At 66.4% G+C, this 24,156-nt stretch carries 17 protein-coding genes; 4 read left to right on the plus strand and 13 right to left on the minus strand.

All coding sequences use genetic code 11. The annotated features are described in order from the left end of the window. Position 1: 1 nt before the first annotated feature. Positions 2 to 1,915: a glycoside hydrolase family 2 protein gene (locus ACEN9H_RS27450; protein ID WP_413672793.1), complete on the minus strand. Its 1,914-nt coding sequence runs from the start codon at positions 1,913 to 1,915 to the stop codon at positions 2 to 4. 163 nt (positions 1,916 to 2,078) lie between these two features. Here ACEN9H_RS27450 and ACEN9H_RS27455 point away from each other — a divergent pair, with 163 nt between their 5' ends. The 3 genes from ACEN9H_RS27455 to ACEN9H_RS27465 all read left to right on the plus strand — a co-directional run bounded on the left by ACEN9H_RS27455 (position 2,079) and on the right by ACEN9H_RS27465 (position 6,552). Further along, positions 2,079 to 3,338 carry a putative Na+/H+ antiporter gene (locus tag ACEN9H_RS27455; RefSeq protein WP_413672794.1) on the plus strand — a complete coding sequence of 420 codons (1,260 nt, stop codon included), beginning with the start codon at positions 2,079 to 2,081 and terminating at the stop codon, positions 3,336 to 3,338. Between the two features lie 23 nt (positions 3,339 to 3,361). Then, complete coding sequence (locus tag ACEN9H_RS27460) at positions 3,362 to 4,837, plus strand: alanine/glycine:cation symporter family protein (protein WP_413672795.1); 1,476 nt, start codon at positions 3,362 to 3,364, stop codon at positions 4,835 to 4,837. Between the two features lie 98 nt (positions 4,838 to 4,935). After that, positions 4,936 to 6,552 carry an ATP-binding protein gene (locus ACEN9H_RS27465; protein ID WP_413672796.1) on the plus strand — a complete coding sequence of 539 codons (1,617 nt, stop codon included), beginning with the start codon at positions 4,936 to 4,938 and terminating at the stop codon, positions 6,550 to 6,552. Here ACEN9H_RS27465 and ACEN9H_RS27470 read toward each other — a convergent pair. After that, complete coding sequence (locus ACEN9H_RS27470; RefSeq protein WP_413672797.1) at positions 6,527 to 7,993, minus strand: FAD-binding oxidoreductase; 1,467 nt, start codon at positions 7,991 to 7,993, stop codon at positions 6,527 to 6,529. The two genes, ACEN9H_RS27465 and ACEN9H_RS27470, sit on opposite strands and share 26 nt — an antisense overlap. A 169-nt stretch (positions 7,994 to 8,162) precedes the next feature. Between ACEN9H_RS27470 and ACEN9H_RS27475 the strand changes: the two genes are divergently transcribed. Next, a complete protein-coding gene (locus ACEN9H_RS27475) occupies positions 8,163 to 9,296 on the plus strand; it encodes a choice-of-anchor Q domain-containing protein (RefSeq protein ID WP_413672798.1) in 1,134 nt (377 codons plus the stop codon). 9 nt (positions 9,297 to 9,305) lie between these two features. Here the strand turns inward: ACEN9H_RS27475 and ACEN9H_RS27480 are convergent, their stop codons facing one another. The 11 genes from ACEN9H_RS27480 to ACEN9H_RS27530 form a co-directional block, all read right to left on the minus strand. Further along, on the minus strand, positions 9,306 to 9,815 hold the full coding sequence (locus ACEN9H_RS27480) for a nuclear transport factor 2 family protein (RefSeq protein WP_413672799.1): 510 nt from the start codon (positions 9,813 to 9,815) through the stop codon (positions 9,306 to 9,308). A 25-nt stretch (positions 9,816 to 9,840) separates the two neighbouring features. Continuing rightward, positions 9,841 to 10,479, minus strand: a complete 639-nt coding sequence (locus ACEN9H_RS27485) for a DUF3313 family protein (protein WP_413672800.1) — start codon at positions 10,477 to 10,479, stop codon at positions 9,841 to 9,843. A 97-nt stretch (positions 10,480 to 10,576) separates the two neighbouring features. Continuing rightward, positions 10,577 to 11,194 (minus strand): type VI secretion system-associated protein TagF, encoded by a 618-nt coding sequence (tagF, locus tag ACEN9H_RS27490; protein WP_413672801.1) that lies wholly within the window; start codon positions 11,192 to 11,194, stop codon positions 10,577 to 10,579. Further along, positions 11,191 to 14,715, minus strand: a complete 3,525-nt coding sequence (gene tssM / locus ACEN9H_RS27495) for a type VI secretion system membrane subunit TssM (protein WP_413672802.1) — start codon at positions 14,713 to 14,715, stop codon at positions 11,191 to 11,193. The genes tagF and tssM overlap by 4 nt, the downstream gene beginning before the upstream one ends. Before the next feature lie 19 nt (positions 14,716 to 14,734). Next, positions 14,735 to 16,042: a DotU family type VI secretion system protein gene (locus ACEN9H_RS27500; RefSeq protein WP_413672803.1), complete on the minus strand. Its 1,308-nt coding sequence runs from the start codon at positions 16,040 to 16,042 to the stop codon at positions 14,735 to 14,737. A 39-nt stretch (positions 16,043 to 16,081) separates the two neighbouring features. Next, positions 16,082 to 17,413 (minus strand): type VI secretion system baseplate subunit TssK, encoded by a 1,332-nt coding sequence (gene tssK / locus ACEN9H_RS27505; protein WP_413672804.1) that lies wholly within the window; start codon positions 17,411 to 17,413, stop codon positions 16,082 to 16,084. 36 nt (positions 17,414 to 17,449) lie between these two features. Beyond that, complete coding sequence (gene tagH, locus ACEN9H_RS27510) at positions 17,450 to 18,910, minus strand: type VI secretion system-associated FHA domain protein TagH (protein WP_413672805.1); 1,461 nt, start codon at positions 18,908 to 18,910, stop codon at positions 17,450 to 17,452. Between the two features lie 44 nt (positions 18,911 to 18,954). Next, the gene (locus ACEN9H_RS27515) at positions 18,955 to 20,418 is read right to left on the minus strand and encodes a serine/threonine-protein kinase (RefSeq protein WP_413672806.1); all 1,464 of its coding nucleotides are present in this window, start codon (positions 20,416 to 20,418) and stop codon (positions 18,955 to 18,957) included. A gap of 14 nt (positions 20,419 to 20,432) precedes the next feature. Further along, positions 20,433 to 21,311, minus strand: coding sequence for a DUF3365 domain-containing protein (locus tag ACEN9H_RS27520; RefSeq protein ID WP_413672807.1), 879 nt, complete (start codon positions 21,309 to 21,311; stop codon positions 20,433 to 20,435). Positions 21,312 to 21,348: 37 nt separating this feature from the next. Further along, positions 21,349 to 22,173 carry a hypothetical protein gene (locus ACEN9H_RS27525; RefSeq protein ID WP_413672808.1) on the minus strand — a complete coding sequence of 275 codons (825 nt, stop codon included), beginning with the start codon at positions 22,171 to 22,173 and terminating at the stop codon, positions 21,349 to 21,351. 7 nt (positions 22,174 to 22,180) lie between these two features. Next, positions 22,181 to 24,154: a type VI secretion system Vgr family protein gene (locus ACEN9H_RS27530; protein ID WP_413672809.1), complete on the minus strand. Its 1,974-nt coding sequence runs from the start codon at positions 24,152 to 24,154 to the stop codon at positions 22,181 to 22,183. Positions 24,155 to 24,156: the final 2 nt, after the last annotated feature.

Genomic DNA, 24,156 nt, shown 5'->3' on the forward strand with positions numbered 1-24,156 from the left:
TTCAATGCGCGTATTTGCGCTGGACGTCGTCGTAGAACTGCTTCATGGTCCAGAACGCGAGCTTCTTCTTGCCGGCGTCCGTGACCAGGCCCTTACGGTTCCAGAAGTCCTGGTAGTACGGATGCTGGCGGCGCGGCGAGCGGAAGTCGACGAGCACCCACGGCGTCATCCCGCGCAGGCCCGGGATCGCGGACAGCATCTTGAACTGGTTGCGGTACAAGGTGTCCTGGTATTCCTCGCTCCAGCGCGTGTCGGCGTCGGCGTGGTAGCCGCCCAGCGCCTCGGCGCCGAATTCCGTGACGACGACCGGCTTGTTGTAGCGGACGTCGAAGCGGTAATTCAGCATCTCCGCGTTGCTCGCCCAGTACCAGCCGGCGTACTCGTTGAAACTGGCGAGGTCGAGGTAGTCCGCGAGCGGATCCTCGACCGTGATGTCGCTGCCCTTGCGGTGGATTTCCAGCGCGGCCGCCACGAGGCGCGTGTCGTCCAGCGCGCGCGCCGTCTTGGCGAGATTGCTCATGAAGGTATTGCGCGGGCCGCCGATCGGCGTCTCGTTCCCCACCGACCAGACGACGACGCTGGCGCGGTTCTTGTCGCGCGTGACGAGGTCCGTGAGCTGCGCGTTCGCGTTGGCGTAGGTGTCAGGATTGGTCCACGAGATCGTCCAGTACACGGGCACTTCCGCCCACACCATCAGGCCCATCTCGTCGGCCAGGCGGATCATCTCTTCGCTGTGCGGGTAATGCGCGAGCCGCACGTAGTTGCAGTTCATCTCCTTGGCCCACTGCAGCAGCATGCGCATGTCGCCGGCGCCGCGCGGACGGCCCGGGATCAACGGATTCTCTTCATGCATCGAGATCCCGCGCAGGAACACGGACTTGCCGTTCAGGAGGATGTCCTGGCCGCGCGTCTCGATGGTGCGAAAGCCGATGCGGTCGACGACCCTGTCGCCGCCCCCACTGAGTTCCACGGTGTACAGCTTCGGCTGTTCGGGCGACCAGTACGTCAGTTTGTTGACGGGGAAGTTCAGCGCCGCGCGGCCGTTCGCGTCCGTGCGCACGGTCGTCCTGATGCCCGCCTCGGGAATGCTGACGGTCACCTGCTGCGCCTTGCTGTCCCCCGCCATTTGAATGAAACCTTCGATGCGGCGCGCGTCGCCTTTCGCCAGCTGCACCTTGTAGTCGGCGATGTACGTAGCGGGCAGCTCGGCCAGCAGCACGTCGCGCGTGATGCCGCCGTAGTTCCACCAGTCCGTGTTCACGGTCGGGATCTCGTCCTGGTGGCGCGTGTTGTCGGCCTTGACGACGACCACGTTGCGGCCTTTCGCCAGCTTGTCCGTCACGTCGAACTGGAACGGCGTGAAGCCGCCCTTGTGCATGCCGAGTTTTTTACCGTTCAGGTAGACGTGCGCCTCGTAGTTGACGGCGCCGAAGTACAGCGCGTAATGCTTGCCCGGCTTGGGATCGGCCTGGAACGCCTGGCGCAGCCACACGGTCCCCTCGTACAGCTGCAGCTTTTCCGCCTGCGAGTTCCAGTCGCCCGGCACCTTCATCGTGGGCGCGTGGTCGAAGTCGTACTCGACCCACTCCGTCTTGTCCTTCGGCTTGCGGTCGTCGTAGAAGCCGCCCTTGCCGCTGTCCGACTGGTCGAACGGCATGTGGCGGTAGTCGTAATAGCCGTTCTCGTACGGGTCGATGATATAGCTCCAGCGGCCGTCCAGGCTCACGTGGCTGCGGGCGTAGATGTTCTGCGTGGGCGCCATCAGGCTGCTGGCGCGGGATGCCTTCGATGGCTGGCCGGCCAGTTGGACGTCGACAGAATCGGTGGAGTGCGCGGCAGCATGCGCGGCGCAGGCCACCAGCGTCAATACAGAGAATTGCAGCACGGCCGTCAGCCGGACGAACGGGTGTGTCATGGCGTCTCCTGATTGTTATTCAGGGAATGGTAGCGCTGTCATCGCTCAGCTGCAAGATTTACAAGCCGTGCGTTATACTCGCGGGATAAGGGGTGTTCACGCCATGTCGGCGTGACAGGTGTTACGCGCTGGTCGGGCCGCCACGCGGCCTTGTCACGACCCTATGCTCATACCCACGACCCTGCAAATGATCGGTGCCGCGCTGTTCGGCGTGGCCGTCCTCCACACCTTCTCCGTCAAGTATTTCGAGCGCCTCGCGCACACGCACCCGCGCCATGCCGGCATCTGGCACCTGCTCGGCGAAGTGGAAGTCGTGTTCGGGTTCTGGGCGATGGTGCTGATGCTGTTCATGTTCGGCGTCGCCGGCCGCCACGAGTCCGTGGCCTACCTCGAGTCGCGCAACTTCACGGAGCCGATGTTCGTGTTCGCGATCATGGTCGTGGCGGGGAGCCGGCCGATCCTCGACTTCGCCCACCTGCTCGTGCGCAGCGGCGCGCGCCTGCTGCCGCTGCCGCGGACGATGGCCCTGTGCTGCGTCGTGCTGTCCCTCGTGCCGCTGCTGGGCGCCTTCATCACAGAGCCGGCCGCGATGACGCTGGCCGCGCTGCTGCTGCGCGACAGCGTGTTCGCGCGCGCCACGGGCCCGCGCCTGAAATACGCCATCCTCGGCGTCCTGTTCGTCAACGTCTCCATCGGCGGCACCCTGACGCCGTTCGCCGCGCCGCCCGTGCTGATGGTCGCGTCCACGTGGGGCTGGGACCTCGGCTTCATGCTGCAGACTTTCGGCTGGAAGTCCGCGCTGGCCGTCGTGACCAACACGATCCTGCTGCTCGTCGTGTTCCGGCGCCCCTTCCTCGCGCTGGGCGATACGGCGGATGCCGCGGCCGATCCGGTGCCGCTGCCGGTCATCGCGACGCACCTGCTGTTCCTCGTGCTGATCGTTGTCTTCGCCCATCATCCGCAGGTCTTCATGGGCATCTTCCTGTTCTTCCTCGGCTTCACGGCCGCCTACCAGCGCTACCAGGACAACCTGATCCTGCGCGAGGCGCTGCTCGTCGCCTTCTTCCTGGCCGGCCTCGTCGTGCTGGGCGGCCTGCAGGCCTGGTGGCTCGCGCCGCTGCTGACCAGCATGAGCGCCGACGCCGTGTTCTTCGGCACCACCGCGCTCACGGCCATTACCGACAATGCCGCCCTCACCTACCTCGGCGCCCAGGTGCCCGGACTCAGCCTCGCGTACAAGACCGCCCTCGTCGGCGGCGCAGTCGCGGGCGGCGGCCTGACCCTGATCGCCAACGCGCCCAATCCGGCCGGCGCCGCGATCCTGAGAGACAGCTTCCCCGACCGCGCGATCAGTCCCCTCGGGCTGCTCGCCGCCGCAACACCGCCCACGCTGATCGCGATGGCGGCCCTGCACTTCCTCTGATCCCTGACCTGGAGACGCAAGCAATGAACGACCTGGTGAACGCCATCAACGGCATCGTATGGAGCCCGGCCCTGATCGCCCTGTGCCTGGGCGCCGGCCTGTATTTTTCGGTGCGCTCGCGCTTCCTGCAGGTACGCCACATGCGCGAAATGGTGCGCCTCATGATGGAAGGGAAAAGCTCGGCCGAGGGCGTATCGTCGTTCCAGGCGCTGGCCATGACCTTGGCGGGCCGCGTCGGCACCGGCAACATCGCGGGCGTCGCGACGGCCATCACGTTCGGCGGCCCCGGCGCCGTGTTCTGGATGTGGGCCGTGGCCTTCCTGGGCGCCAGCTCCGCGTTCGTCGAGTCCACGCTCGGCCAGGTCTACAAGGAACAGATCGACCGCGAGTTCCGCGGCGGGCCGGCGTTCTACATCGAGAAGGGCCTGGGCATGAAGTGGTATGCCTGGATCTTCGCCGTCGTCACCGTGTTCGCCACCGGCGTGCTGCTGCCGGGCGTGCAGGCGAATTCGATCGCGGAGGGCCTGCGCAACGCCACCGGCATCGACGCCAACGTCACCGCCGCGCTGCTCGCCATCGCCCTCGGCTTCATCATCTTCGGCGGCGTCAAGCGCATCGCCCACTTCGCCGAAATCGTCGTGCCGTTCATGGCGCTCGCCTACATCATCGTCGCCTGCGTCATCATCTTCCTGAACTGGCAGCAGCTGCCGGGCGTGCTCTCGCTGATCTTCAGCTCGGCCTTCGGCCTCGATGCCGGCTTCGGCGCCATCGTCGGCATGGCGATCCAGTGGGGCGTCAAGCGCGGCGTCTATTCGAACGAAGCGGGCCAGGGCACCGGACCGCACGCCTCGTCCGCCGCAGAAGTCAGCCACCCGGCCAAGCAGGGCCTCGTGCAAGGCTTCTCGGTCTACATCGACACGCTGTTCGTGTGCTCGGCGACGGCCTTCATGTTGCTGATCACCGGCCAGTACAACGTCGAAGGCCCCGACGGCACCGCGATCCATACGGGCGTCCACGGCGTGGCCTCGGGCCCGGGCTACGTGCAGACCGCGCTGGAAAACGTGATGCCGGGCTTCGGCTCGCTGTTCGTCGCGCTGGCCCTGCTGTTCTTCGCCTTCACGACGATCGTCGCCTATTACTACATCGCCGAAACCAACATCGCCTACATCAACCGCACCGTGCACCGCCCGTGGATGACGCTCGTGCTCAAGGTGTGCATGATCGGCGCGACCGTGTACGGCGCCGTGAAGACGGCCGACGTGGCCTGGGCGCTGGGCGACCTGGGCGTCGGCCTGATGGCCTGGCTGAACATCGCCGCGATCCTGCTGCTGCGTAATGTGGCCTTCAAATGCCTGCGCGACTACGAAGCGCAGCGCGCGGCCGGCAAGGATCCGGAATTCGATCCAGCCGCGCTGGGCATCGAGCGCGCCGATTACTGGGTCAACCGGGCTGCCGGCCGTCGCCAGCAAGGCGCGGAGACTGTCGCGGCCAAGGTGTGAACAGATCGTCATCGATTTGGCGCATGAGTGTGGCTATTTGTCCCATCGTGTCGAAACCATTTGTAGTTACGGGGAGGAACCTGCAAGAATAAATTACCATGTCGAAATTAAAGTTCTCCGAAAGCAAATCCGAAGAGCCGGGGCTCGCAGCGCTGGCGCAAGGATTACGTCGTCTCGCCGCGGACGCCAGTGTGGAGACACTGCAGCAGGAAACGGTGGCCGTTGCGGTGTCGCTGTGCGGCGCCGAACGTGGATACTGGGCTGCCGCCGGCGAGACGGCCTGTATCGGAGACACGACCTGTTTCGCGGTCGGCGACGGCATGGTCGTGCTGGAGCATGCGCAGGCAGTCGACGCCGCGCTGCTCGACATCCTCGCCACCGCGGCGTCGATCGCGCTGACGAACGCGGCCCTGCGGGAACAGAGCCGGCAGGACCAGTCGACGACAGGACTGGCGTTCGAACGCACGCTGCTGCACACCCTCGTCGACAACATCCCCTTCCGCATCTACGCCAAGGACCGCGAAAGCCGGTTCCTGTTCGGGAATAACCGCATGGCCCGCCTGGCCGGCGTCGAAACGCCGCCGCAACTGATCGGCAAGACCGACTACGATTTCTTCCCGGCCGAGTTGGCGGCCAAATACTTCGCCGACGAAAAGCAGGTCATGGATTCCGGCCGCTCGCTGTTCGATTACGAGGAATTGGTCGAGGACCAGGACACGGGCGAATTGGGCTGGACCGTAACGACCAAGGTGTTGCTGCGTGGCGCAGACGGCGCGGTGAACGGTATCGTCGGCATCGGCTACGACGTCACGCAGCGCAAGCTCATGGAAGAGCGCCTGCGCGAGCGCACGCAGGAACTGGAAGAGGCCAATGCGCGGCTGGAAGCGGAGAAGGAACAGCAGCAGGTCCTGATCCGCAAGCTGAGCGACATGCAGGGCCAGCTGCTGCAATCGGAAAAAATGGCGTCGATCGGCCTGCTGGCCGCCGGCGTCGCCCACGAGATCAACAATCCGCTCGCGTTCATCAGTTCGAATTTCGGCGCGCTCGAACGCGACGCGAAAGACATCCTGAAGCTCATCAGCGCATTCGAAGGCGTCGAAGGGCTGCTGCCGGGCGACGCCCGCGCACCGGTCGCCTTCATGAAGGAGGACATCGGCCTGGACGACATCCGCCAGGACCTCGACGCGCTGTTCGCCGAATCGCGGGAAGGCCTGCAGCGTGTAAAACACATCGTGCAGAACCTGAAGGATTTCTCCCGGCCCGGCGGCACGGAAAAGGAAATGGCCGATCTCGAGCAGGGATTGGACAGCACCCTGAACGTGGCCTGGAACGAAATCAAGTACAAGGCGGACGTCGTCAAGGAATACGCCGGCGTCCCCGAGCTCTATTGCCTGCCCTCGCAGATCAACCAGGTCTTCCTGAACCTGCTCATCAACGCGGCCCATGCGATCGAGGGCAAGGGCACGATCATCGTGCGCACCGGCCATGACGAGAAGGTCGTCTGGGTCGAGATCGAGGACAACGGATGCGGGATCGCGCCGGCGCACCTCGATCACATCTTCGAACCCTTCTTCACGACCAAGCCCGTTGGCAAAGGGACCGGGCTCGGGCTGTCGATCGTGTACGGAATCGTGCAGGGGCACCGCGGCACGATCGCCGTGAAGAGCGAAGTCGGCAAGGGAACGATGTTCAGGGTGGCGTTGCCGCGGACGTAGCCCAGCTGCGCCGCACCGCGCCCTGTTCGGCCGCGCCCCACAACACCTTGCCGGGGTTGAGGATGTTCTGCGGGTCGAACACCCGCTTGATGGCCCGCATCAGTTCCACCGCGGGCAGCCCCGCTTCCTGCATCAGGAAATCCATCTTGTGCATGCCGATGCCATGCTCGCCCGAGCACGTGCCGTCGAGGCGAATCGCACGGGCCACCAGCCGGGCGTTGAGCAGTTCCGCGCGTTCGCGCTGCTCGGGCTTGTGCGGATCGATCAGGTAACCGAAATGGAAGTTGCCGTCGCCGACGTGCCCGACCAGCGAATACGGCACGCCCATCTCGTCCGCTTCGCGCACCGACTCGAGCAGGCATTCCGCCAGGCGACTGATCGGCACGCAGGTGTCGGTGCTGATCGCGCGGCAGCCGGGTATCGAGGCGATGGCCGCGAAATAGGCATGGTGGCGCGCCGTCCAGAGCCGCGACCGCGCTTCGGGGTCGGTCGCCCAGGCGAACGCCGCGCCGCCGTGCTCCCCCGCCAGGGCCTCGACCGTTTCCGCCTGTTCGCGCACGGAAGCCGGCGTGCCGTGGAATTCCATCAGCAGCATCGGTTCTTCGCGCAGATCGAGCTTGCTGTACCGGTTCACCATCCGCACGGTGTTCGCGTCGATCAGCTCCATGCGCGCGATCGGAATGCCGGATTGGACGATGTCGATCGCGGCGCCTACCGCGTCGGCGATGCCCGGGAACGAGCACACGGCCGCCGACTGCGCTTCCGGCAGCGGGTGCAGGCGCACGACGATCTCGGTGAACACGCCGAGCGTGCCTTCGCTGCCCACCATCAGCCGGGTCAGGTCGTAGCCCGCACTGCTCTTGCGCGCACGCGTCCCGGTATGCACGATCTCGCCCGCGGCCGTGACGAGCTGCAGCGCGAGCACGTTCTCGCGCATCGTGCCGTAGCGCACGGCATTCGTGCCGCTGGCACGCGTGGCGCACATGCCGCCGATCGACGCGTCCGCGCCCGGATCCACGGGGAAGAACAGTCCCGTGCCCTTGAGCGCCTGGTTCAGCTGCATCCGCGTCACGCCCGGCTGCACGGTCGCCGTCATGTCCGCGGTATCGATGGCAAGCACGCGGTTCATGCGGCTCACGTCCAGGCTGATGCCGCCCCGTACCGCCAGCAGATGACCTTCCAGCGACGACCCCGCGCCGAACGGGATCACCGGCACCGCGTACCGGCCCGCCAGCGCGAGCAGCGCCTGGACGTCCTCGACGTCCTCGGCGAACACCACTGCGTCGGGCGGATTCACGTCGACGAATGACGATTCGTCGCGGCCATGCTGTTCGCGCACCGCGGCGGCGGTCGAGAAGCGGGGGCCGAAGCGGGTTTGCAATTCGGCCAATAACGGTGCCGGCAGGCCCTGGTCCGGGGCTGAGGTCATACGGTCGTTCATTCCAAATTCCTGGTGATGTTGGTGTGTTCGCAAAGATTGTCTCACTACCCGACGATTTCTTTCTTGAAGGATTGCTACGCCACAGAAATTTTTCGCCAAAAAAAGTGAACTTAGGAAGTTTCCCTGCCTCAAAGCTTACTCATTAACTTGCTGAGTCAGGCTTCTCCCGATGAAAAAAACTGCTGTTTTCGCTTCCAACATCCGTGCAAACGTTCTCCTGTCCTGCAGCGCCGTCGTGCTGCTCGCAGCGGCCCCGATGGCTTCCGCCGTCGCCAAGGATTTGTATGTCTCCACGACCGGCTCCGACTCGAACCCCGGGACGCAAACCGCGCCGGTGAAGTCGATCGCGCGTGCCGATGCGCTCGCAAGCGCCGGCACCGTCATCCACGTTGCCGCAGGCACGTATCGCGTCTCCGCGCCCGCGCTGGACAACGCCGGCATCAAGACGAGCAAGAGCGGTACCGCAACCGCCCGTATCAAATTCGTCTCGGACGTGAAATGGGGCGCGAAAATCATCGTGTCGGGCACCGGCATCACGTGGGATTCGCGCGGCAGCTATGTCGATATCGACGGTTTCGACATCTCCGGCTCGGGCCGTCACGGCATCCTGGCCGCCGGCGCGAACCTCACGATGACCAACAACTTCATTCATGACCTGACCATCAGCGGCGGTTGCAACGGCAGCGGCGGCGCGGCCATCGATACCTATGGCCCGGTCGGCGGTGTCGTCATCGACCGCAACGTGGTGCGCAACATCGGCGCCTCGATGATCGGCAAGTGCAACACGGTGCAGGGCATCTACATCGCGAACGCAAACAATGTCGTCACGAACAACCTCGTCTCGGGCGTTGCCATGGCCGGCATTCAACAATGGCACGGCGCGACCGCGTCGACGATCGTCAACAACACGGTCTTCCACAGCAAGGACGGTATCCTGCTGGGCCAGGGCGATGCCGGCACGACCACGGGTTCGGCCAACAACTACGTCGCCAACAACGTCGTGTATGACAACACGACCTACGGCATCGTCGAACTGGGAAAAATGGCCGGTAACAACCGTTATGTGAACAACCTGGTGGCAAAAAGCGGCACCGCCATGCGCGTGGCGGGCAGCGTCAGCGGCACGATTTCGTCGGACCCGCTGTTCGTGGCCTACCAGGCCAACGGCACCGGCAACTATCGCCTGTCGAGCAGCTCGCCGGCGATCGACCGCGGTACGTCGACGTCGGCACCCCGGGTCGACCTGATGCTGGTGGCCCGTCCCCGCGGCGCGGCCATCGATATCGGCGCCTACGAGTTCTAAGCCGGCTGTTTACTTCGCTGGCGCGGGCGCATCCACGTGCTCATAACTGAAAATACGTGAGATGCGCCACTGCTTTCCCTGCAAGAGCATCAGATGCGAAAAGTTCGCATGCCCCGCCAGCGTCTCGGGTGCGCCCGCAGGCCGCGCATAGAACCGGTGTTCGCCGGTGACGATCGCGCCATACAGCGTCTCGCCCTGGCGCATCGGGAAGAAGCGGATCGTTCCCGGCACGGCTTCGCGACGCAATTTGACCGGCGCGCTCTTCATGCCGTCGTTCACCGCGGACAGCGCCTTCTTGCCGATTACCTTGCCGCCACGGTCGTGATAAAACTCGACGTCCTGTGCCAGCCAGGCGTTCATGCCCTCCGGGTCCGCGCGGTTGTAGGCGTCCCAGTACGCCTTGTCGGCGGCCCGTGCGCCGGCATCCCATGCGGTATCGGCTGCCGGCTGGGCCAGCGCGACGGTGGATGCCATGGCGAGCATGGCGATGGATGTCGAAACTACACCGCGCGTGAACATGAATTCTCCGGTGAAAATCCAGGAATTATATCTGTGCAGTATTCACGGGTGTTGTATCCCGCCACGCGCCATCGATACGCTCGATGCACGTCGTGATCGCCGCCTTGGCGTGACCGAGCACCGTGTATGAGGCGAAGAATTCGGTGAGGACGTTGCCGTGATCGAAGCAGGTCGCCGCGCCAATGCGGCGGCCGGTGCTGTCGTCGACGGCCTCGAACTCCAGACTCGCGCCGCCGGTTGTGACTGGCCCGACCAGCAGCAGCGTTATCGCGTTGACCATCCGATTGGGTGTTTGGAGTTCGGTCACCGCCACGCGCAGCCGTACCCGGCCTGCCGCACCCGGCGCCGCCGGGATCTTGCTCACCTGACGATGCAGTTCGGTGTCGACAAAATCCAGGACTTCGCGCTGCTGCGCATCGTCGAGTCCTTCGATGCGGCCGGAACCCGTCTTGATCAACGGATGTTCCACAACAACTTCGGCGTAGCGTCCCGGGTCGAATCCGGGCTCGCGGAACATCAATACATGCTTGTACCGCGTCGGCGCAAGCGTCTCATACGTGTCGAGAAATCCCGAGCGCGTCATGCCGTTCGTCGCGCACCCGGAAAGCGCTCCCGCAATGCACAGGAACAGTCCACTGCAGATTGATGCGCTTTGCTTGTTCATGGATGGACTCCTCAATCAAACCGGATATACGGTTTGATAATTTTGCTCGTCCACCCTTGGCGGCAGTTGGGACGCCTCAAGGGAACCACTCAATGGTTCAGTGCCAGGTACCGTCCAGCATCGCTGCAAATCCTTGCGCTCGCGGCATCCCGGCACACGTGAGCATCGTCGGTTCAACGCCGGGCGAACCCGCCGTCCACCACAGGCCATGTCCTTGCAACGCCGCCGCGGCGATGCGCTCGCCCACGTTCTCATCCAGCGCAAACCGCCACGTGCCATTCACCGGCACGGGTTGCGCATCCTTCGCCACCCCAGGCTCCGGCATGCCATCGAACTGCGCCAGCCCGAACGCCGGATCCAGCGACGCCCGCGCCAGATCCTCGACCGCGTCATACCAAGCGGCATGCTTGTGAAACCAGTCCAGCAACGGCGGCGCGCCGACAGCACCGATCATCAGCGGAAAATAGCGCCCGACGCGATCGACACTCGGCATCATCACGCCGCCCAGTCCTTCCGGCCCAAGCACCCCGGGCGCAATCGCAAACCGCCACACCGGACTGGTGAGATAGTGATTGAGCCACTGATCCCCCAACTGCTGCTGGCTCGCATGAATGCACTGCTGCAGCCACGCATCCCAGGCCGCGACCAGCCCATCGGGCAGCCCGCGCGACACGAAGTCGCCCAGGGTGGAGACCTTGCCGAAGTACCCGGTCACAGCTTGTCCACGCAGCGGAACTGTTCCAGCGCGGCGCGGCGGAACGGGTTGACGACGCTGCTCGCGGTCAGTTCCAGCGTGGCCTTGCGGCCGTCCGCATCGAACGTCACGTTGTAGCGCTCCCCCTGCGCCGTGGGCGCGACGGTGGCCTTGTCGAGCATGCGGAACCACGCCCACGGCCCTTCCGTGTGCAGCGAGCCGTGCACGCTCGCGGGCGTGACGTCGAGACGTACCTGTCCGCCGCCCTTCCCGCTCGGCAGCTGGAACGATGCCGGCGCCAGCGCGCCCGGCGCCGCGGTCAGCGCTTGCCCGTCGATGTCGAGCACGAGCTTCGTGATGGCCGGGTCGAGCGCCACCGGCTTCAGGTCGAAGCGCATCGATGCCTGGCGGCCGCCATTCGCGAAGAACGCGTCGCGGATCTTCGCGGCGCGCTGGAATTCGTCCAGCGTCGATTGCGGGATGCCGAGCGTGCCGTCGTTCGCGGTCGCGCGCCAGCGCCACTGGGCGCCGCCCATGTCGACGTATTGCGCGAGGTTCTTCGCGAAGAAGTCGTCGATCAGGCCACCCGGCGCGAACATGCGGCCGAAGTCGTCGGCGGTGACGTCCTGCGCGGCGGATTTCACGATCGGGTAGCGGCCCGCGACGGCCTGGCGGCAGAACTGCGCCGGGCCCGCCGTCCACAAGGCGTTCAGGCGTTCGCGTTCGCTGCCGGACGTGAGGCCCGCGCCGCCGTTGTCGATCGACTTCAGCATCGTGCCCAGCGGCGCCGGTTTGCCGTCCGCTTCCAGTTTGACTTTCGCCAGCGCGTCGCCCGGCGGCGGCGGCGCGCCCGTGCGCTTGGCGGCGGCGGCGCTGTCCAGGTAGACGGCGACGTCCTTCAGCATGCCCAGCGACTGGTCCAGCGGCGACGGCGTCCCCGTCGTCATCTTGTGCAGGTCTTCGAAGTGCGCGTCGACCGGGTTCGCGGCCTTCACCGGTGCGGCGGGCGCGGCATCGTCCGTGCTGGCCATCGCGCTTTCCAGCTTCTTCTTGTACGCGTCCAGCTTGCCCTTGACGGCGGCCGTGACCGATGCGGCCAGCGGTGCGCGCGTAGCCCCCAGCGTCGTCTCCTTGCTGGCCGCGACGAGGAATTTACGCATCGGCGACTCCGCGCCGGACAGCAGGTTCGTGATGCGCGCGCCCTGCTCCAGCGTGCCGAACGGACGCAGGCTCACGTCGGCCAGCAGCGCATCCCATTGCGCGATGTAATCGTCGTAGTACAGGCGCAGCACGGCCTGGCGGACCTGGTCGCGGTTGCCGGCCTGCGTCGCTTCCTGCTGCGCGAGCACCCAGCGTTCCTTCTCGACGTCGTCGACGGCTTCGTTGCTCATCTCGAGGAACTTCGCGTAGCCGGCGGGCGAGAACATGCCGTTCACGCCGCGCGTGATCGGCTCGCCGCTCTTGCGCACGAAGACGTTCGCGGCTTCGCGTCCGCCCGCGCCGGCGGGGCTGAATTCCGGCAGCTTTTCGCGCACCAGCTGGCGTTTCAGGCGGTTGTAGACGCGCTGTTCGAGCGGCATGCGCGCCAGCGTCAGGCGCGTATCGCTGATCAGTTGCGGATCGAGCCGCGGCATCGCCTGGCCGTCGCGGAAGTTTTCCATCAGCGCCAGCTCGTGCGCAGCCAGTGCCGCCTTCTGGTCGTCGCTCGCGTCCTTCAGGCTGCGCGCATCGTCGAGGGCCGCCCATGCGGCGACGGATTCGGCGTCGAAGTGGCTCGCGTCGCCCAGCATCAGGTAGACGCGCAGGACTTCGTACAGGTATTCGGGGCTGTTGGCCGCGCTCCTGCGCAACTGCTCTTCCATGCGCTGCTGCAGGCGCGGCAGCAGCGTGTCCTGCAGCACCTTGCGGTAGGCGATGCGCGCGGCTTCGCCCAGCTTGTCGCCCTGGTACAGGCCGAAGCGGTTCAGCAGGGGCGCGCCCTTGTCGCGGTCGTCGTAGCCGCCCGGCAGCGTGCGCAGCGCGTCGAGCACGGGCAGCAACTGCACCGTCGATCCCTGCGCGGGCAATGCGGCCACCTGTTTGGCGATGTCCGCCGATTTCGCTTCCATGTCCGCGACGTACGCGCGGTTGCGCACATAGCTCGTGATCATGCCGGCACCCAGCAGCACGAACGCGACGGCGATGGCCCCGACCGCGCCCCACTGGATCATGCGCCGGCGCTGTTCCAGCGCGTGGTTCACCCCGGCCAGTTCGGCCTCGGGGAAGATCACCTGCTGCAGCAGATGCGTGATGAAGTAGCTGCGGCCGCTGGCGGCGTTCGGCGCCAGCGCTTGTCTCTCCAGCCCGAACGACGCGGCCATCGCGCTCATCACGCGGTCCAGCGGGCTGCCTTCCTGCGTGCCGCTGCTGAAGTAGACGCCGCGCAGCAGCGCCTGGCGTTCGTAGCGGTTCGATGCGAACACGTCGTCCAGGAAGCGCTTCAGCACATCCTCGATACCGGCGAACTGCTGCGGGAAGCTGTAGACGAGCGCGCGCTTGTGCGGGTCGCGCTCCTGCTGCATGCGCGCGAGCACGCGTTCCTGCAGGCGCTGTTCCAGCTGCTCGAATTCGGCGGGAAACGCGGCCAGCGCGGCGTCGCCGTCGATCCCGTCCTGCAGCGGAAACGTCATGCCCCACACCTGCGCGCGCTCCTCGCGGCCCAATGCATCGAAGAATTCGACGAAGCCGCCCAGCAGGTCGCACTTCGTCACGAGCACGTAGACGGGGAAACGCACGCCCAGCTGGTCGTGCAGTTCCTTCAGGCGGTCGCGGATCGCCTGCGCCTGCGCCTGCCGCCCGGCTTCCGTGTCCTGCAGCAGGTCGCTCACGGGCACGGTGACGATCACGCCATTGATGGGACGGCGGCGGCGGTATTTTTTCAGCAGTTGCAGGAAGCCCGTCCACGCGGCCTTGTCGGCGCCCGCGTTGCTGTCCTGCGTCGTGTAGCGGCCGGCCGTATCGAGCAGCACGGCGTCGTCCGTGAACCACCAGTCGCAGTTGCGCGTGCCGCCCACGCCTTTGACGCCACCTTTACCTAGTGCGTCCGCGAGCGGGAACTTCAGGCCGGACTGCGTCAGCGCTGTCGTCTTGCCGCTGCCCGGCGCGCCGATAAACATATACCACGGCAGCTGGTACAGGCCGCCCTTGCCGCCCGTCTTCGCCTTCTTCAGGATCGCGATCGCGTCCTGCATGCGTTTATTTAATTGCGCCACTTCGGCGGTGCCCTCCTCGGGGGCAGGCGCCGGTTTCGCATCTTCTCCGGCCACGCTCTTCATCAACTCGCGGTTGGCGCGCCACGCCTTGAACCAGCGCCAGCCCAGCCAACCGGCCCACACTGCGAAGACGATGAAGATAAAGGTCCAGCGCACCGTCTCCGATGCGAACGGATAGTGGCCGTCGTAGGACACCAGCGGTAACTCGAACCAGATGACCAGGGCGAGCAGCAGCGCGCCCAGGAAGGCCAGCACGGCGGGCTTGATCAGCCAGGTGAAGAACTTTTTCATTGCGGTTGTCGTGTTGGTCTCAAGGGGCGGTGGCAGGCGTCAGCAGGACGATCTCCACGCGGCGGTTGCGCGAGCGGCCGGCCGGCGTGTCGTTCGTCCCGAGCGGTTCGGAGTCGCCGCGGCCTTCCACGCTGTAGCGCGCTTCCGGGCCGGCGCGTTCTGCCAGCAGGTCGCGCACGGCGGTGGCGCGGGCCTTCGAGAGTTCGTAGTTGGACGGGAAGCGCGCCGACAGGCCGGGCTGCGTGTTGTCCGTATGGCCCACGACGATCACCTTGCCGGGCACCGTTTTGAGCGCGGCGCCGATGCGGCCCAGCAGGCCGAGGTACGCCCCGGAGACGTCGCCGCTGCCCGACGCGAACACGCCGTCGCCGCGCAGGGTGACGACCGAGCGGTCGGCGCTGTCGACGACGGTGACGAGGCCTTGCGCGATCTCGGGCGCGAGGAACCCCGCGAGACGCGGCACGGTCGGCGCGGGTGCGGCCGGCGTCGCGACCGGCGGCGGCGCCGTCTTCAGCGACAGCAGGTTTGCGAACACGGGGTCGGACGCGTTGCCCAGCCGGTGGCCGAGGAAGAGCTGCAGCAGGATCAGGATGACGGCGGCGCCGGCCGCCATGATCCACACCGGGACCATGCGCCACAGCGGCTCGCCCTTGCCGGTGGCGCCCTTCCAGTGCGGCGACAGCTCGGTTTCGACGGACGTCTTCTGCTGTGCGATCAGCTGTTGCAGGCGTTCGCGCAGCGCGTCCAGCTGGCTGCGGCCGTTGTCGATGACGCGGTAGCGCCCTTCCAGCCCGAGCGCGAGACACAGGTACATCAGCTCCAGCGCGTCGACGTTGTCCTTCGGCGACTGCGACAGCTTTTGCAGGATCAGGAAGAATTTCTCGCCGCCGAACGCCTCGTTATGGAACGCGACCAGCAGGCTGCGGCTGGCCCACACGCCGCCACCGCCCCATGGCGTCGACGAGATGGTCTCGTCCAGCAGGGTGCACAGCGCATAGCGCGCGGCCGCGATCTGGTCGTGGTTCACGTGCGCGGCCTTGGCGGCCGCTTCGAACGTCTTGATCGCTTGAATCAGCTGCATGCGCAGCGCTTCCACGTCCGGATGCGACGCCATGCGGCGCAGCGGCGGCACGAGGTCGAGCAGCGGGTTCGCGGCGCGCACGAGCGGATTCAGGCCCACGCCGTGCAGCTGCGCCGGTGCGCCGGCAGGTTGGGGACGTGGCGGCTCGGAAGCCGGCGGCTGGCTGGGCGCCGTGCGGCGCCCGCCGGGTGCGGGGACCAGCACGGTGCGGTCGGGGTCCTGCATGGGGTTCACGGGATCGCTCAAGCGGTCCTCCTGCTCATTTGCTTACTTGGCTTACTTGGCTTACTTGCGGATGGCCCAGAACTCCATCTGCAGGCCCGGGTACTCGTTCGGGATGTGCATCGCGAAGCCGACGGAGTTCTGCAGCTGGGTCCAGTGCTCGCCCGCCTTGTCGAGTTCAAAATAGGTATAGCCGGCGTGGAACGGCAGCTGGCGCGGCGCCACGGGCAGCGCGCGCAGGGCGATGCCCGGCAGCTGCAGGTTGACCAGGTCGCGGATCTTTTCGATCGACCCGATCTTGACCATGGCCGGGAAGCCGCTGCGCACGGCTTCCGGCGGCATGTGCGCGTTCACGGCGAGCACGAACGTCGCGGTGCGCAGCAATTCCTTGTCCGGCACGACGGCCACGCGGATGCCGAACTGGCGCTCCTCCAGCGTGAGCGCGACGGCGCGCGGGTCGACGACGAGCGACAACGCCGCACGCACGTCCTCGATCAGCGGCGCAAAGCTTTCGTTCAGCCGGTCGTGGCGGTACACGGGATACGCGGCGGCGCGCTTGTCGGGGCGGCTGAACGTCGACAGTTCGCCGGCCAGTTGCGCCAGTTCCGCATACAGCCGCTCAGGATGCAGGCCCGTCATGCCTGCCAGGTGGCCGAACAGCGGCAGGCTGCGGTTCAAGAGCTGCAGCATCAGGAAGTCCGCGATCTCGGCGGCGCCGGCGACGCCGGGCTGGCTCAGGCGTCCGGCCAGCGCCTGCGCACGCTGGCCCAGCAGGCCGACCAGTTCATCGGCGAAGGCCGACAGGCGCGGCGCGACGCGGAAGTCCAGGCACGGCGGGCAGTACGCCGGATCGAGCACGACGCGGTTGTCCGGCCGGCGCTCGATCACGCGCGCGATGCCGAGGGTCGTGTATGCGTTGACGACGTCCTTCTCCAGCGCGACGCGCAGGCGCAGGCTGCCCACCTGCATCAGCGCGCTGTTGTCGAGGCCATTGCTGTCCATCGCCTCGTAGTCGACGGGGCGGTGGCGCGCGAAGTTGTCGGGGCCCGGATCGTCGCCGGTCTCCGCGATGCCCATGCGGCGCAGCGGCAGCGCCAGCACGATCAGCGCGTCGCGCGCGTCCTCGGGGATGTCGAGCGGCTCGGGCAGCGCGTCGTCCTGCGGCAGGTTCAGCGTGGTGCCGTCCGGGAGCACGGCGCTCGCCGCCAGCAGCGCGAGCTTGCCCTGGGCGAGCAGCTGTTCGTCGATGACCAGCTTCGTGAAACCCCACGCGTAAGCGCGCACGCCCGCGACGCGTTGTTCGATCACGCTGTGCAGGTAGCGGTCGTGCTGTTGCAGGTGCTGGGGCTGCAGCAGCATGCCCTCCGACCAGATGACTTTACTATTCCAGGACATTCGTTGGCAGTGGTTGGAGTATCGGTTGATGGGAAGTCAGCGGCGCGCCTGGCGCAGCCGCGCGACCTGTTCCTCGTAGGCCTTGCCGAAGGCTTCGCCGAACAGGCGGTGGAAATCGCTGTCCGCCTCGCTGGCCATCTGTGTGTACAGCTCGACCATGCGGTCCCACATCTTGGCCTTGCGGTTCGCAGCGAGCATCTTGTCCATCACGGTCGGCACCTGCAGCCGCGCCTCGATGGCGGCCGGGTCAAAGCGCGCGAGCACGCCTTCCAGCGCCGCGCGCATGCCGGCCATGATCGCCAGCTCGTGCGCCTTCAGGTCGTCGAACGCGTTGGCGAACGCGCGCGCCGGCTGCATATAGCCCGGCATCGTCCCGTTGATCATCTGCGTCAGCGCGCTGTCGGCGTCCGGGAAGAATTTCAGGGGATTGTTGGCGGCGGCCGAAATCATCGTCATGTCCAGGCGGCTCTCACGCTTGGTCATGGCGCGGCCCATCAGCACGCCCATCGTGCCTGCCGTCGCTTCGCGCAGCATGGCGCCGGCCAGCTCCGCGATCTCCTCGGCGCTGCGCTTCGTGTTCAGTTCGGAGAGGCCCAGGCCGCGCATCAAGGCCTGGATCACGGGGTCGTCAGCGGCCGCGGTGCCCGGCGCGCGCGGTGCGGCTTGCACGGGCGATGGTCGCGGTGGCGGTGGCGGTGGTGGCGGCGGGGGGGGCGGTGCCGCGGGCACGGGCGGCTCGGCCGGCACGAACGCGGTTGCTTCGGCTTCTTCAACCGGCAGCGGCGCCGGCGCCGGTGCGGCCTGCACGCGCGGCGGCAGGAAGTCCGCCAGCGGATCGTAATCGTCCGGAATCGCCATCGCCGCTGCGGCCTGCGCCTGCGGCTGCGGTGCCGCCACGACCGGTGGCGGCGCAAACGGCAACTGCTCCGGCGGCACGTGATCGCTCTCGGCGCCGCGCCAGGCCGGTACGCTCTGTGCGGGCGCCGGTGCGGGGCTGCCGAACAGGTTCAGGCCGAGCGGATCGAAACTCGGGTTCAACGGATCGCCGCCCACGTCCAGGATGCCGGCATTGGCCAGCGAATCGTCCGGATTCATGGGCAGGTCGGGCGTGACAGGCGGCGGTGGCGGCGCGACCTGAAGGGGCGACGGCGGTGGTGCCGCAGGCATGAACGCCGTCGCCTCGCTCTCCACGCTCGCGAGCAGCTGATAGTCGCCGATGGTGACGCGGTCGCCGTCTTCCAGCTGCACGGAGCGGCCGGCGCCGACGGGGCGGTCGTTCACGAGGCTCGGATTGCTGCCGACGTCGACGAGCCAGAAGCCCTCGTCGCGGTATTCGACGCGCGCATGCAGGCGCGAGATGTACTTGCCGGGATCGTCGAGCACCAGGTCGTTGCCGGGCGCGCGGCCGATGGCGCCGCCCAGCTGGTCGAAGCGCCGCGTCAGCGCCTGGGCCGGCGCCGCATTGCGGTACATGTAGACGCTCAGTGTGATGGGCATTGGGGTCCTGGAGGAATCGATCGATTATACAGTTGCATGGTGACTCAACTCCGCCCCACGTCCTTCAAAAAGCGCGCCCGTTCCTGCGGATCCGGCAGGTTTTCGGCCAGCAGCCGATAGAACTCGTCGGCATTGCCCGTCATCTTGGCCGCGCGCTTGGCCAGCACCTTCGCGATCGGGCCCACATACACGGCCAGCTTCATCTGCGCCGCCTCCATCTGCTCGGGGCTCAGTTGCAGCAGCGTCGGCATGCCCGTCATCTGCGTCAGTTGCGTCTTGGGCGCACCGGCCTGGCTGCGGCCGCTCATCGTGGCCAGCGTGGACAGGCCGTGCTTCTTCTTGATCTCGCGGACGCTGTCCTGGAACTGCGTGCGGCCCGCATCGGAAGCGATGTGCGGCAGCAGCCGGTTGCACAAATCGTCCAGGTCGACCGCGTCGCGCGCCGCGTTCTTGAGCACCAGTTTCGCGACGGGGCCGATCTGCGTCGACAGCGCCGTCTGCAGGTCCGGGGCCAGGCCGTGCAGCCATTCCGGGGCACTGGTCAGGCTGGACGCACTGCCCGTCGCCGGCATGCTCTGCGACGCACCGGTGGGATGCGCGGGCCGCGCCGGCTCGGGCACGGCCGGACGCTGGAATGCGAGCACGGTGCGCTCGTTGTCCTCGTCGGTGAGCGGCACGCCGCCCGTCTGCTGCATGTAGGCGGCGTTCAGCGCGTCCAGGAACGCTTGCGCATTCGGGTAGCGGTCTTCGATGCGCTTGGCCATCGCCTTCGCGAGCACCGCGTCGAACGCGGGATTCAGCGACGGCTGGCGCTCGCTCGGGCGCGGCGGCATCTCGTGGATGATCTGGTGCATGACGGTCGACGCCGGCCCGCTGAACGGCCGCACTCCCGTCAGCATCTGGTACAGCACGATGCCGACGGCGAACAGGTCGGAGCGGCCGTCGACGGTCTCGCCCTTGAACTGTTCGGGCGACATGTAGCTGGGCGTGCCGATCACGGCACCCACCTGCGTCAGGGTCGACGACTCGATCTTGGCGATGCCGAAGTCCGTGATCTTGACCTGCGCATCGCCGGTGATGAGGATGTTGGCGGGCTTGATGTCGCGGTGGACGACGCCGCGCGCATGCGCGTAGTCGAGCGCGCGCAGCAGCTGCGTGATGCAGGTGATGCTGGCCGCGAGGTCCATCGGCACGTCCTTCACGAGGAAGGCATTCAGCGGCGTGCCGTCCACGTATTCCATCGCGATGTACGTCGTCTCGCCGTACGCGCCGAAGTCGTACACGGCGACGATGTTCGGGTGCACGAGGCGCCCCGACGCCTGCGCCTCGTTGCGGAAGCGGGCGACGATGTCGGCTTCCTGCAGGCCGTCCAGCAATTCGTGCCGGATCGTCTTGAGCGCGACCGTACGCGCGATGTCGGCGTCATACGCCTTGTAGACCACACCCATGGCGCCGCTGCCCAGCACGCCGTCGATGCGGTACTTGCCTATCCTGTCGATCGTTGCCATTTACTTTGTCCTGCTTACTCTTCCAGCATCTTCAGCGCGCTATTGAGGCTCGTACGCATGCGGTTGAACGAGCGACCCAGGCCGCTGATCTCGTCGTTGCCCTTGACGTCGAATTCGTCCGCCTCGAACTTGCCCATGCTGACGTCGTCGGCGACTGTCGCCAGGCGCTTGATGCGGCGCGTGACGAACAGGTGCACCATCACGTTGAGCGCGATGAAGACGGCGACGAACACGCCGAACAGCGACGCCATGAACGTTTTAAAAATCGAGTCGGCGCGCGCCAGCGGCACGGCCATCGGCACCGAGATCACCTGCGCGCCCACCACTTCGTTCAGCTTCCAGCCGAAGCCGTTGTTCGGGCCGTAGATGTCGACCATGGTCTTCGGCGCGTCGGCGGCCGTCGTGTGGCAGCCCAGGCAAACCGGGTCCTTGATCTGCAGCGGGCGCGCGATGTACAGGCTGCGGCCCGTCGCGGTATCGCGTTCGCCGACGAATTCCTTCATGTCCGGCTTGTTGCGCAGCGTCTGCACCACGTCCACTTCCCAGTCCGACGCCTTGTCGCGCAAATTGGTCGGGTTCAGCGTCGCTTCCTTGTACGAGAAGTCCGGGTACGACTTCAGGATCACGTTGAGGTTTTCGACGGCCGAATACGACGGCACCGACTGAGGGTGGAATTCGAACTTCATCTGGTTCTTCAGCAGCGGCTGGATCTGGCTCGCGGTGTAGCCGCGCACGCTCTTGGCCGCTTCCAGCAGCAGGCGTGCGTTCTGCACGGTTTCCTCGCGCGCGCTCGCCTTGAGCAGGCGGTCCGCGACGACGCCGGCGGCGAGGAAGCCGACGGCGAAGATCGACACGAACACCAGGTTGAATTTGGCGGCGATCGAAAGTTTCATGTTGTGTTCTCCTGATTGAATTCTTGGTGGCGCGGCGTCAGAACAATCCATTGTCCGGACGACGGGCCGGGTACAGCACCGGCTTCCAGTCGGGGCTCTGGCCGAGCTTGCGGTCGAGCTGCTTGCGGAAATCCGGGTCGGACAGGCGCGGCTTGAACCGCGCCACGAAGCGCCGGCGCGCCGGCAAGGTCGACGCCAGCCAGTCGTCGACATCGGCATACGCGGCGTCGCGTTCCTTCACGGGCGCCACCTTACCGGCATTCCTGACGCCGGGCACGCGCGCAAGGTGGTCGCGGAAGGCCGGCGGCATGGCGCTCACGAAGGCGCGCGGCGGGCGGCTCGTCACCAGTTGCTGCTTGCTGGCGTCGATGCCCGCGTATTGTTCGGTGGCGAGTTTCAATACCGTGCCGGCCCTGGCCACCTGCTGTTCGCCCTCTTCCGCGAACACGGCATCCAGACCCTCGCCCGCATGCACGATGGTCGATCCGGACGGCACGGTCACCTGCAACGCGGGCGTGACGACCACGGCGCGGCGGCCTTTCGCATACACCTTGGCCCAGCCCTGCAGCAGTTCCAGCTCGACGGGCGACTTGCCGTCGGGCGCCAGGTTCGCGACGAGCACGCGGCTCTGCGGGCCCAGCGCGACGATCGCATCCGCGCCCGCCTCCACCTGCGCGCCGGCGGTCTCCGTCTCGAGGATGTCGTCCTTCTGCACGGCGACCCCGCTGCCGGCCTTGTACACGGCCGCGCCGCGGATCAGGCGCAGCGGCTGGTCGGCCAGGGTCAGCACGGTGCGCGGCTCCTCGGCGCGGAGTGCAGTGGCGACGAGCATCAGGCAGGCAAAAAGAAATCGGAATCGCATGGCAGCCTCAATTGATCTTCACGAGCGCGCCTTCGATGGTCATCACGGCGCCCGACTTCACCTGCATCATCGCGCCGGCCTTGATTTCCGTGTTCGCATCCGACTGCACGGCGATTTCCACCGACTTGATGGTGATCTTGGCGGGCTCGATCTTGATGCTGCTGCCGCCGACTTTCAGCTCGATCGACGTATTCGCCTCGATGACGATCTTGTTCCCGACCTTGACGCTCTGGTTGTTGTCGACCTTGCGGGTCTCGTCGTTCTTGACCGTCGTGGACAGGTTGTTGTCGATCGCGACCGTCTGGTCGTTCTTGACGTGCACCTTGCGGTCGTTGCCCACGTCGAGGCTCTGGTCGTTGGCGATCCCGATCGTCTGGTCGCCCTTGTCCTTCTTCTCGAAGCCGACCTTCAGCGTGTCGTTGTTCTTCACGACGCGGTTGTAATCCTTCTCGGCCTGGACGAAGATCTCCTCGCTGTCCTTCTTGTCCTCGAAGCGGATCTCGTTGTAGCCGTTGCCGCCTTTCGACGTGTTCGACTTGATGGTCGATTTGGTCTGGTCGGCCGGCAGCGTGTACGGCGGCATGCTGTCGCCGTTGTAGACGCAGCCCGTCACGAGTGGCCGGTCCGGGTCGCCCTCGAGGAAGCTGACGACGACTTCCATGCCGATGCGCGGCACGAACATCATGCCCCAGCCCTTGCCGGCCCAGCCCTGCTGCACGCGCACCCAGCACGAACTCGTCTCGTCCGACTTGCCGTCGCGGTCCCAGTGGAACTGCACCTTGATGCGGCCGTACTTGTCGGTCCAGATCTCCTCGCCCGCCTTGCCGACCACCATCGCCGTCTGCGGTCCCTGCACGATGGGCTTGCGCGCCGTCGCCGGCGGGCGGTAGCTGTGCTCCTTGCCGATCGCCTCGAACCGGCAGCGGAAATCGATGCCTTCCCGTACGCCATCCGAGCGGTATTCGTTACCGGCGATCTCGGTCTCGGCCGACGTGATCAGGAAGGTGCGGTTCTCGTCGGCGCGCGGATGTTCGGACAGCGTGAACAGCGCACCTGTCGTCAGGCCGCGCGCGCTGCCGGCCGCTTCGATCCGTTCACCCTGGCCGTGCAGTGTTTCCATGCGTGCGCGGGCGAAGCCGTTGCCGGTACCCGCCTCCTGGTAGCGGCCGGGGTAATCGTAGTGTTCGTAGCTCGCCTGCGAAAACGGCGCCGCCAGCTGGGACTTGACCAGAAGGGCGCCGTTGACGCTGGACGACGCATTCTCGAAGTCGAAGTCGTTCAGCACCATCGCGCTGGGCTGGATCTCGCCGCCGGGGACCAGGCGCGTCACCGCCTCTCCCAGCGGAGCGCGTCCCTCTTCCTCGTCGCGGAACAGGATGGTGTCGTAGCCGCTCACGGCCGCGTGGGCGCCGTAGCCATCCGCCAGTACCATCGTGTGCTTGCTTTCCGCGTGCGTGAAGTAGAAGTAGATACCCTCTTCCTCCAGCAGGCGGCAGACGAAATTGAAGTCGCTCTCGCGGTACTGCACGCAGTAGTCGCGCACGGCCGGCGCAGCCGCCAGCATACCCTGGTCCAGTTCGACCGCGACGCCATACGCCTCCAGCACGGCCTTGACGATGTCGAGCGCGTCCTTTTGCTGGAAGATGCGGCAGTTGGTGGCACGCGTCAGCAGCCACAGGGTCGGGCGGACGATCGCGAGATAGGACGGTTTGCCATCGCGCCAGCCCTGGTAGGAAAAGCGCGTCACGATGCCGTTGAAATGGCGCTGCCCGCCCTCCGGCAGGTCGAGGCTCACGGTCATGCCCTTGCCCAGGATGTCGGCGATCTTGATGTCGCTCCGCTCGGAGGCGAGCTCGATGCGGAATTCCGACAGACGGCCCAGCGCCTCGCTGCATTGCATGCGCTTGAACAGCAGGACGTCGGCGCCGAGCGCGGTCTTGACGGCGACTTCGCGGTGGGTCTGGTTGGGCAGGATGGGCATGC

The sequence above is a fragment of the Massilia cellulosiltytica genome, from assembly GCF_047325105.1.
GTDB lineage: Bacteria > Pseudomonadota > Gammaproteobacteria > Burkholderiales > Burkholderiaceae_D > Telluria > Telluria orientalis.

Coding starts and splice junctions, on each gene's coding strand:
- ACEN9H_RS27470 (WP_413672797.1), bottom strand. CDS start 7,993: ATGAACGACCGTATGACCTCAGCCCCGGACCAGGGCCTGCCGGCACCG.
- ACEN9H_RS27530 (WP_413672809.1), bottom strand. CDS start 24,154: ATGCCCATCCTGCCCAACCAGACCCACCGCGAAGTCGCCGTCAAGACC.
- ACEN9H_RS27455 (WP_413672794.1), top strand. CDS start 2,079: ATGCTCATACCCACGACCCTGCAAATGATCGGTGCCGCGCTGTTCGGC.
- ACEN9H_RS27475 (WP_413672798.1), top strand. CDS start 8,163: ATGAAAAAAACTGCTGTTTTCGCTTCCAACATCCGTGCAAACGTTCTC.
- tagH (WP_413672805.1), bottom strand. CDS start 18,910: ATGCCCATCACACTGAGCGTCTACATGTACCGCAATGCGGCGCCGGCC.
- ACEN9H_RS27460 (WP_413672795.1), top strand. CDS start 3,362: ATGAACGACCTGGTGAACGCCATCAACGGCATCGTATGGAGCCCGGCC.
- ACEN9H_RS27485 (WP_413672800.1), bottom strand. CDS start 10,479: ATGAACAAGCAAAGCGCATCAATCTGCAGTGGACTGTTCCTGTGCATT.
- ACEN9H_RS27450 (WP_413672793.1), bottom strand. CDS start 1,915: ATGACACACCCGTTCGTCCGGCTGACGGCCGTGCTGCAATTCTCTGTA.
- ACEN9H_RS27480 (WP_413672799.1), bottom strand. CDS start 9,815: ATGTTCACGCGCGGTGTAGTTTCGACATCCATCGCCATGCTCGCCATG.
- ACEN9H_RS27520 (WP_413672807.1), bottom strand. CDS start 21,311: ATGAAACTTTCGATCGCCGCCAAATTCAACCTGGTGTTCGTGTCGATC.
- tssM (WP_413672802.1), bottom strand. CDS start 14,715: ATGAAAAAGTTCTTCACCTGGCTGATCAAGCCCGCCGTGCTGGCCTTC.
- ACEN9H_RS27465 (WP_413672796.1), top strand. CDS start 4,936: ATGTCGAAATTAAAGTTCTCCGAAAGCAAATCCGAAGAGCCGGGGCTC.
- ACEN9H_RS27525 (WP_413672808.1), bottom strand. CDS start 22,173: ATGCGATTCCGATTTCTTTTTGCCTGCCTGATGCTCGTCGCCACTGCA.
- tssK (WP_413672804.1), bottom strand. CDS start 17,413: ATGTCCTGGAATAGTAAAGTCATCTGGTCGGAGGGCATGCTGCTGCAG.
- ACEN9H_RS27515 (WP_413672806.1), bottom strand. CDS start 20,418: ATGGCAACGATCGACAGGATAGGCAAGTACCGCATCGACGGCGTGCTG.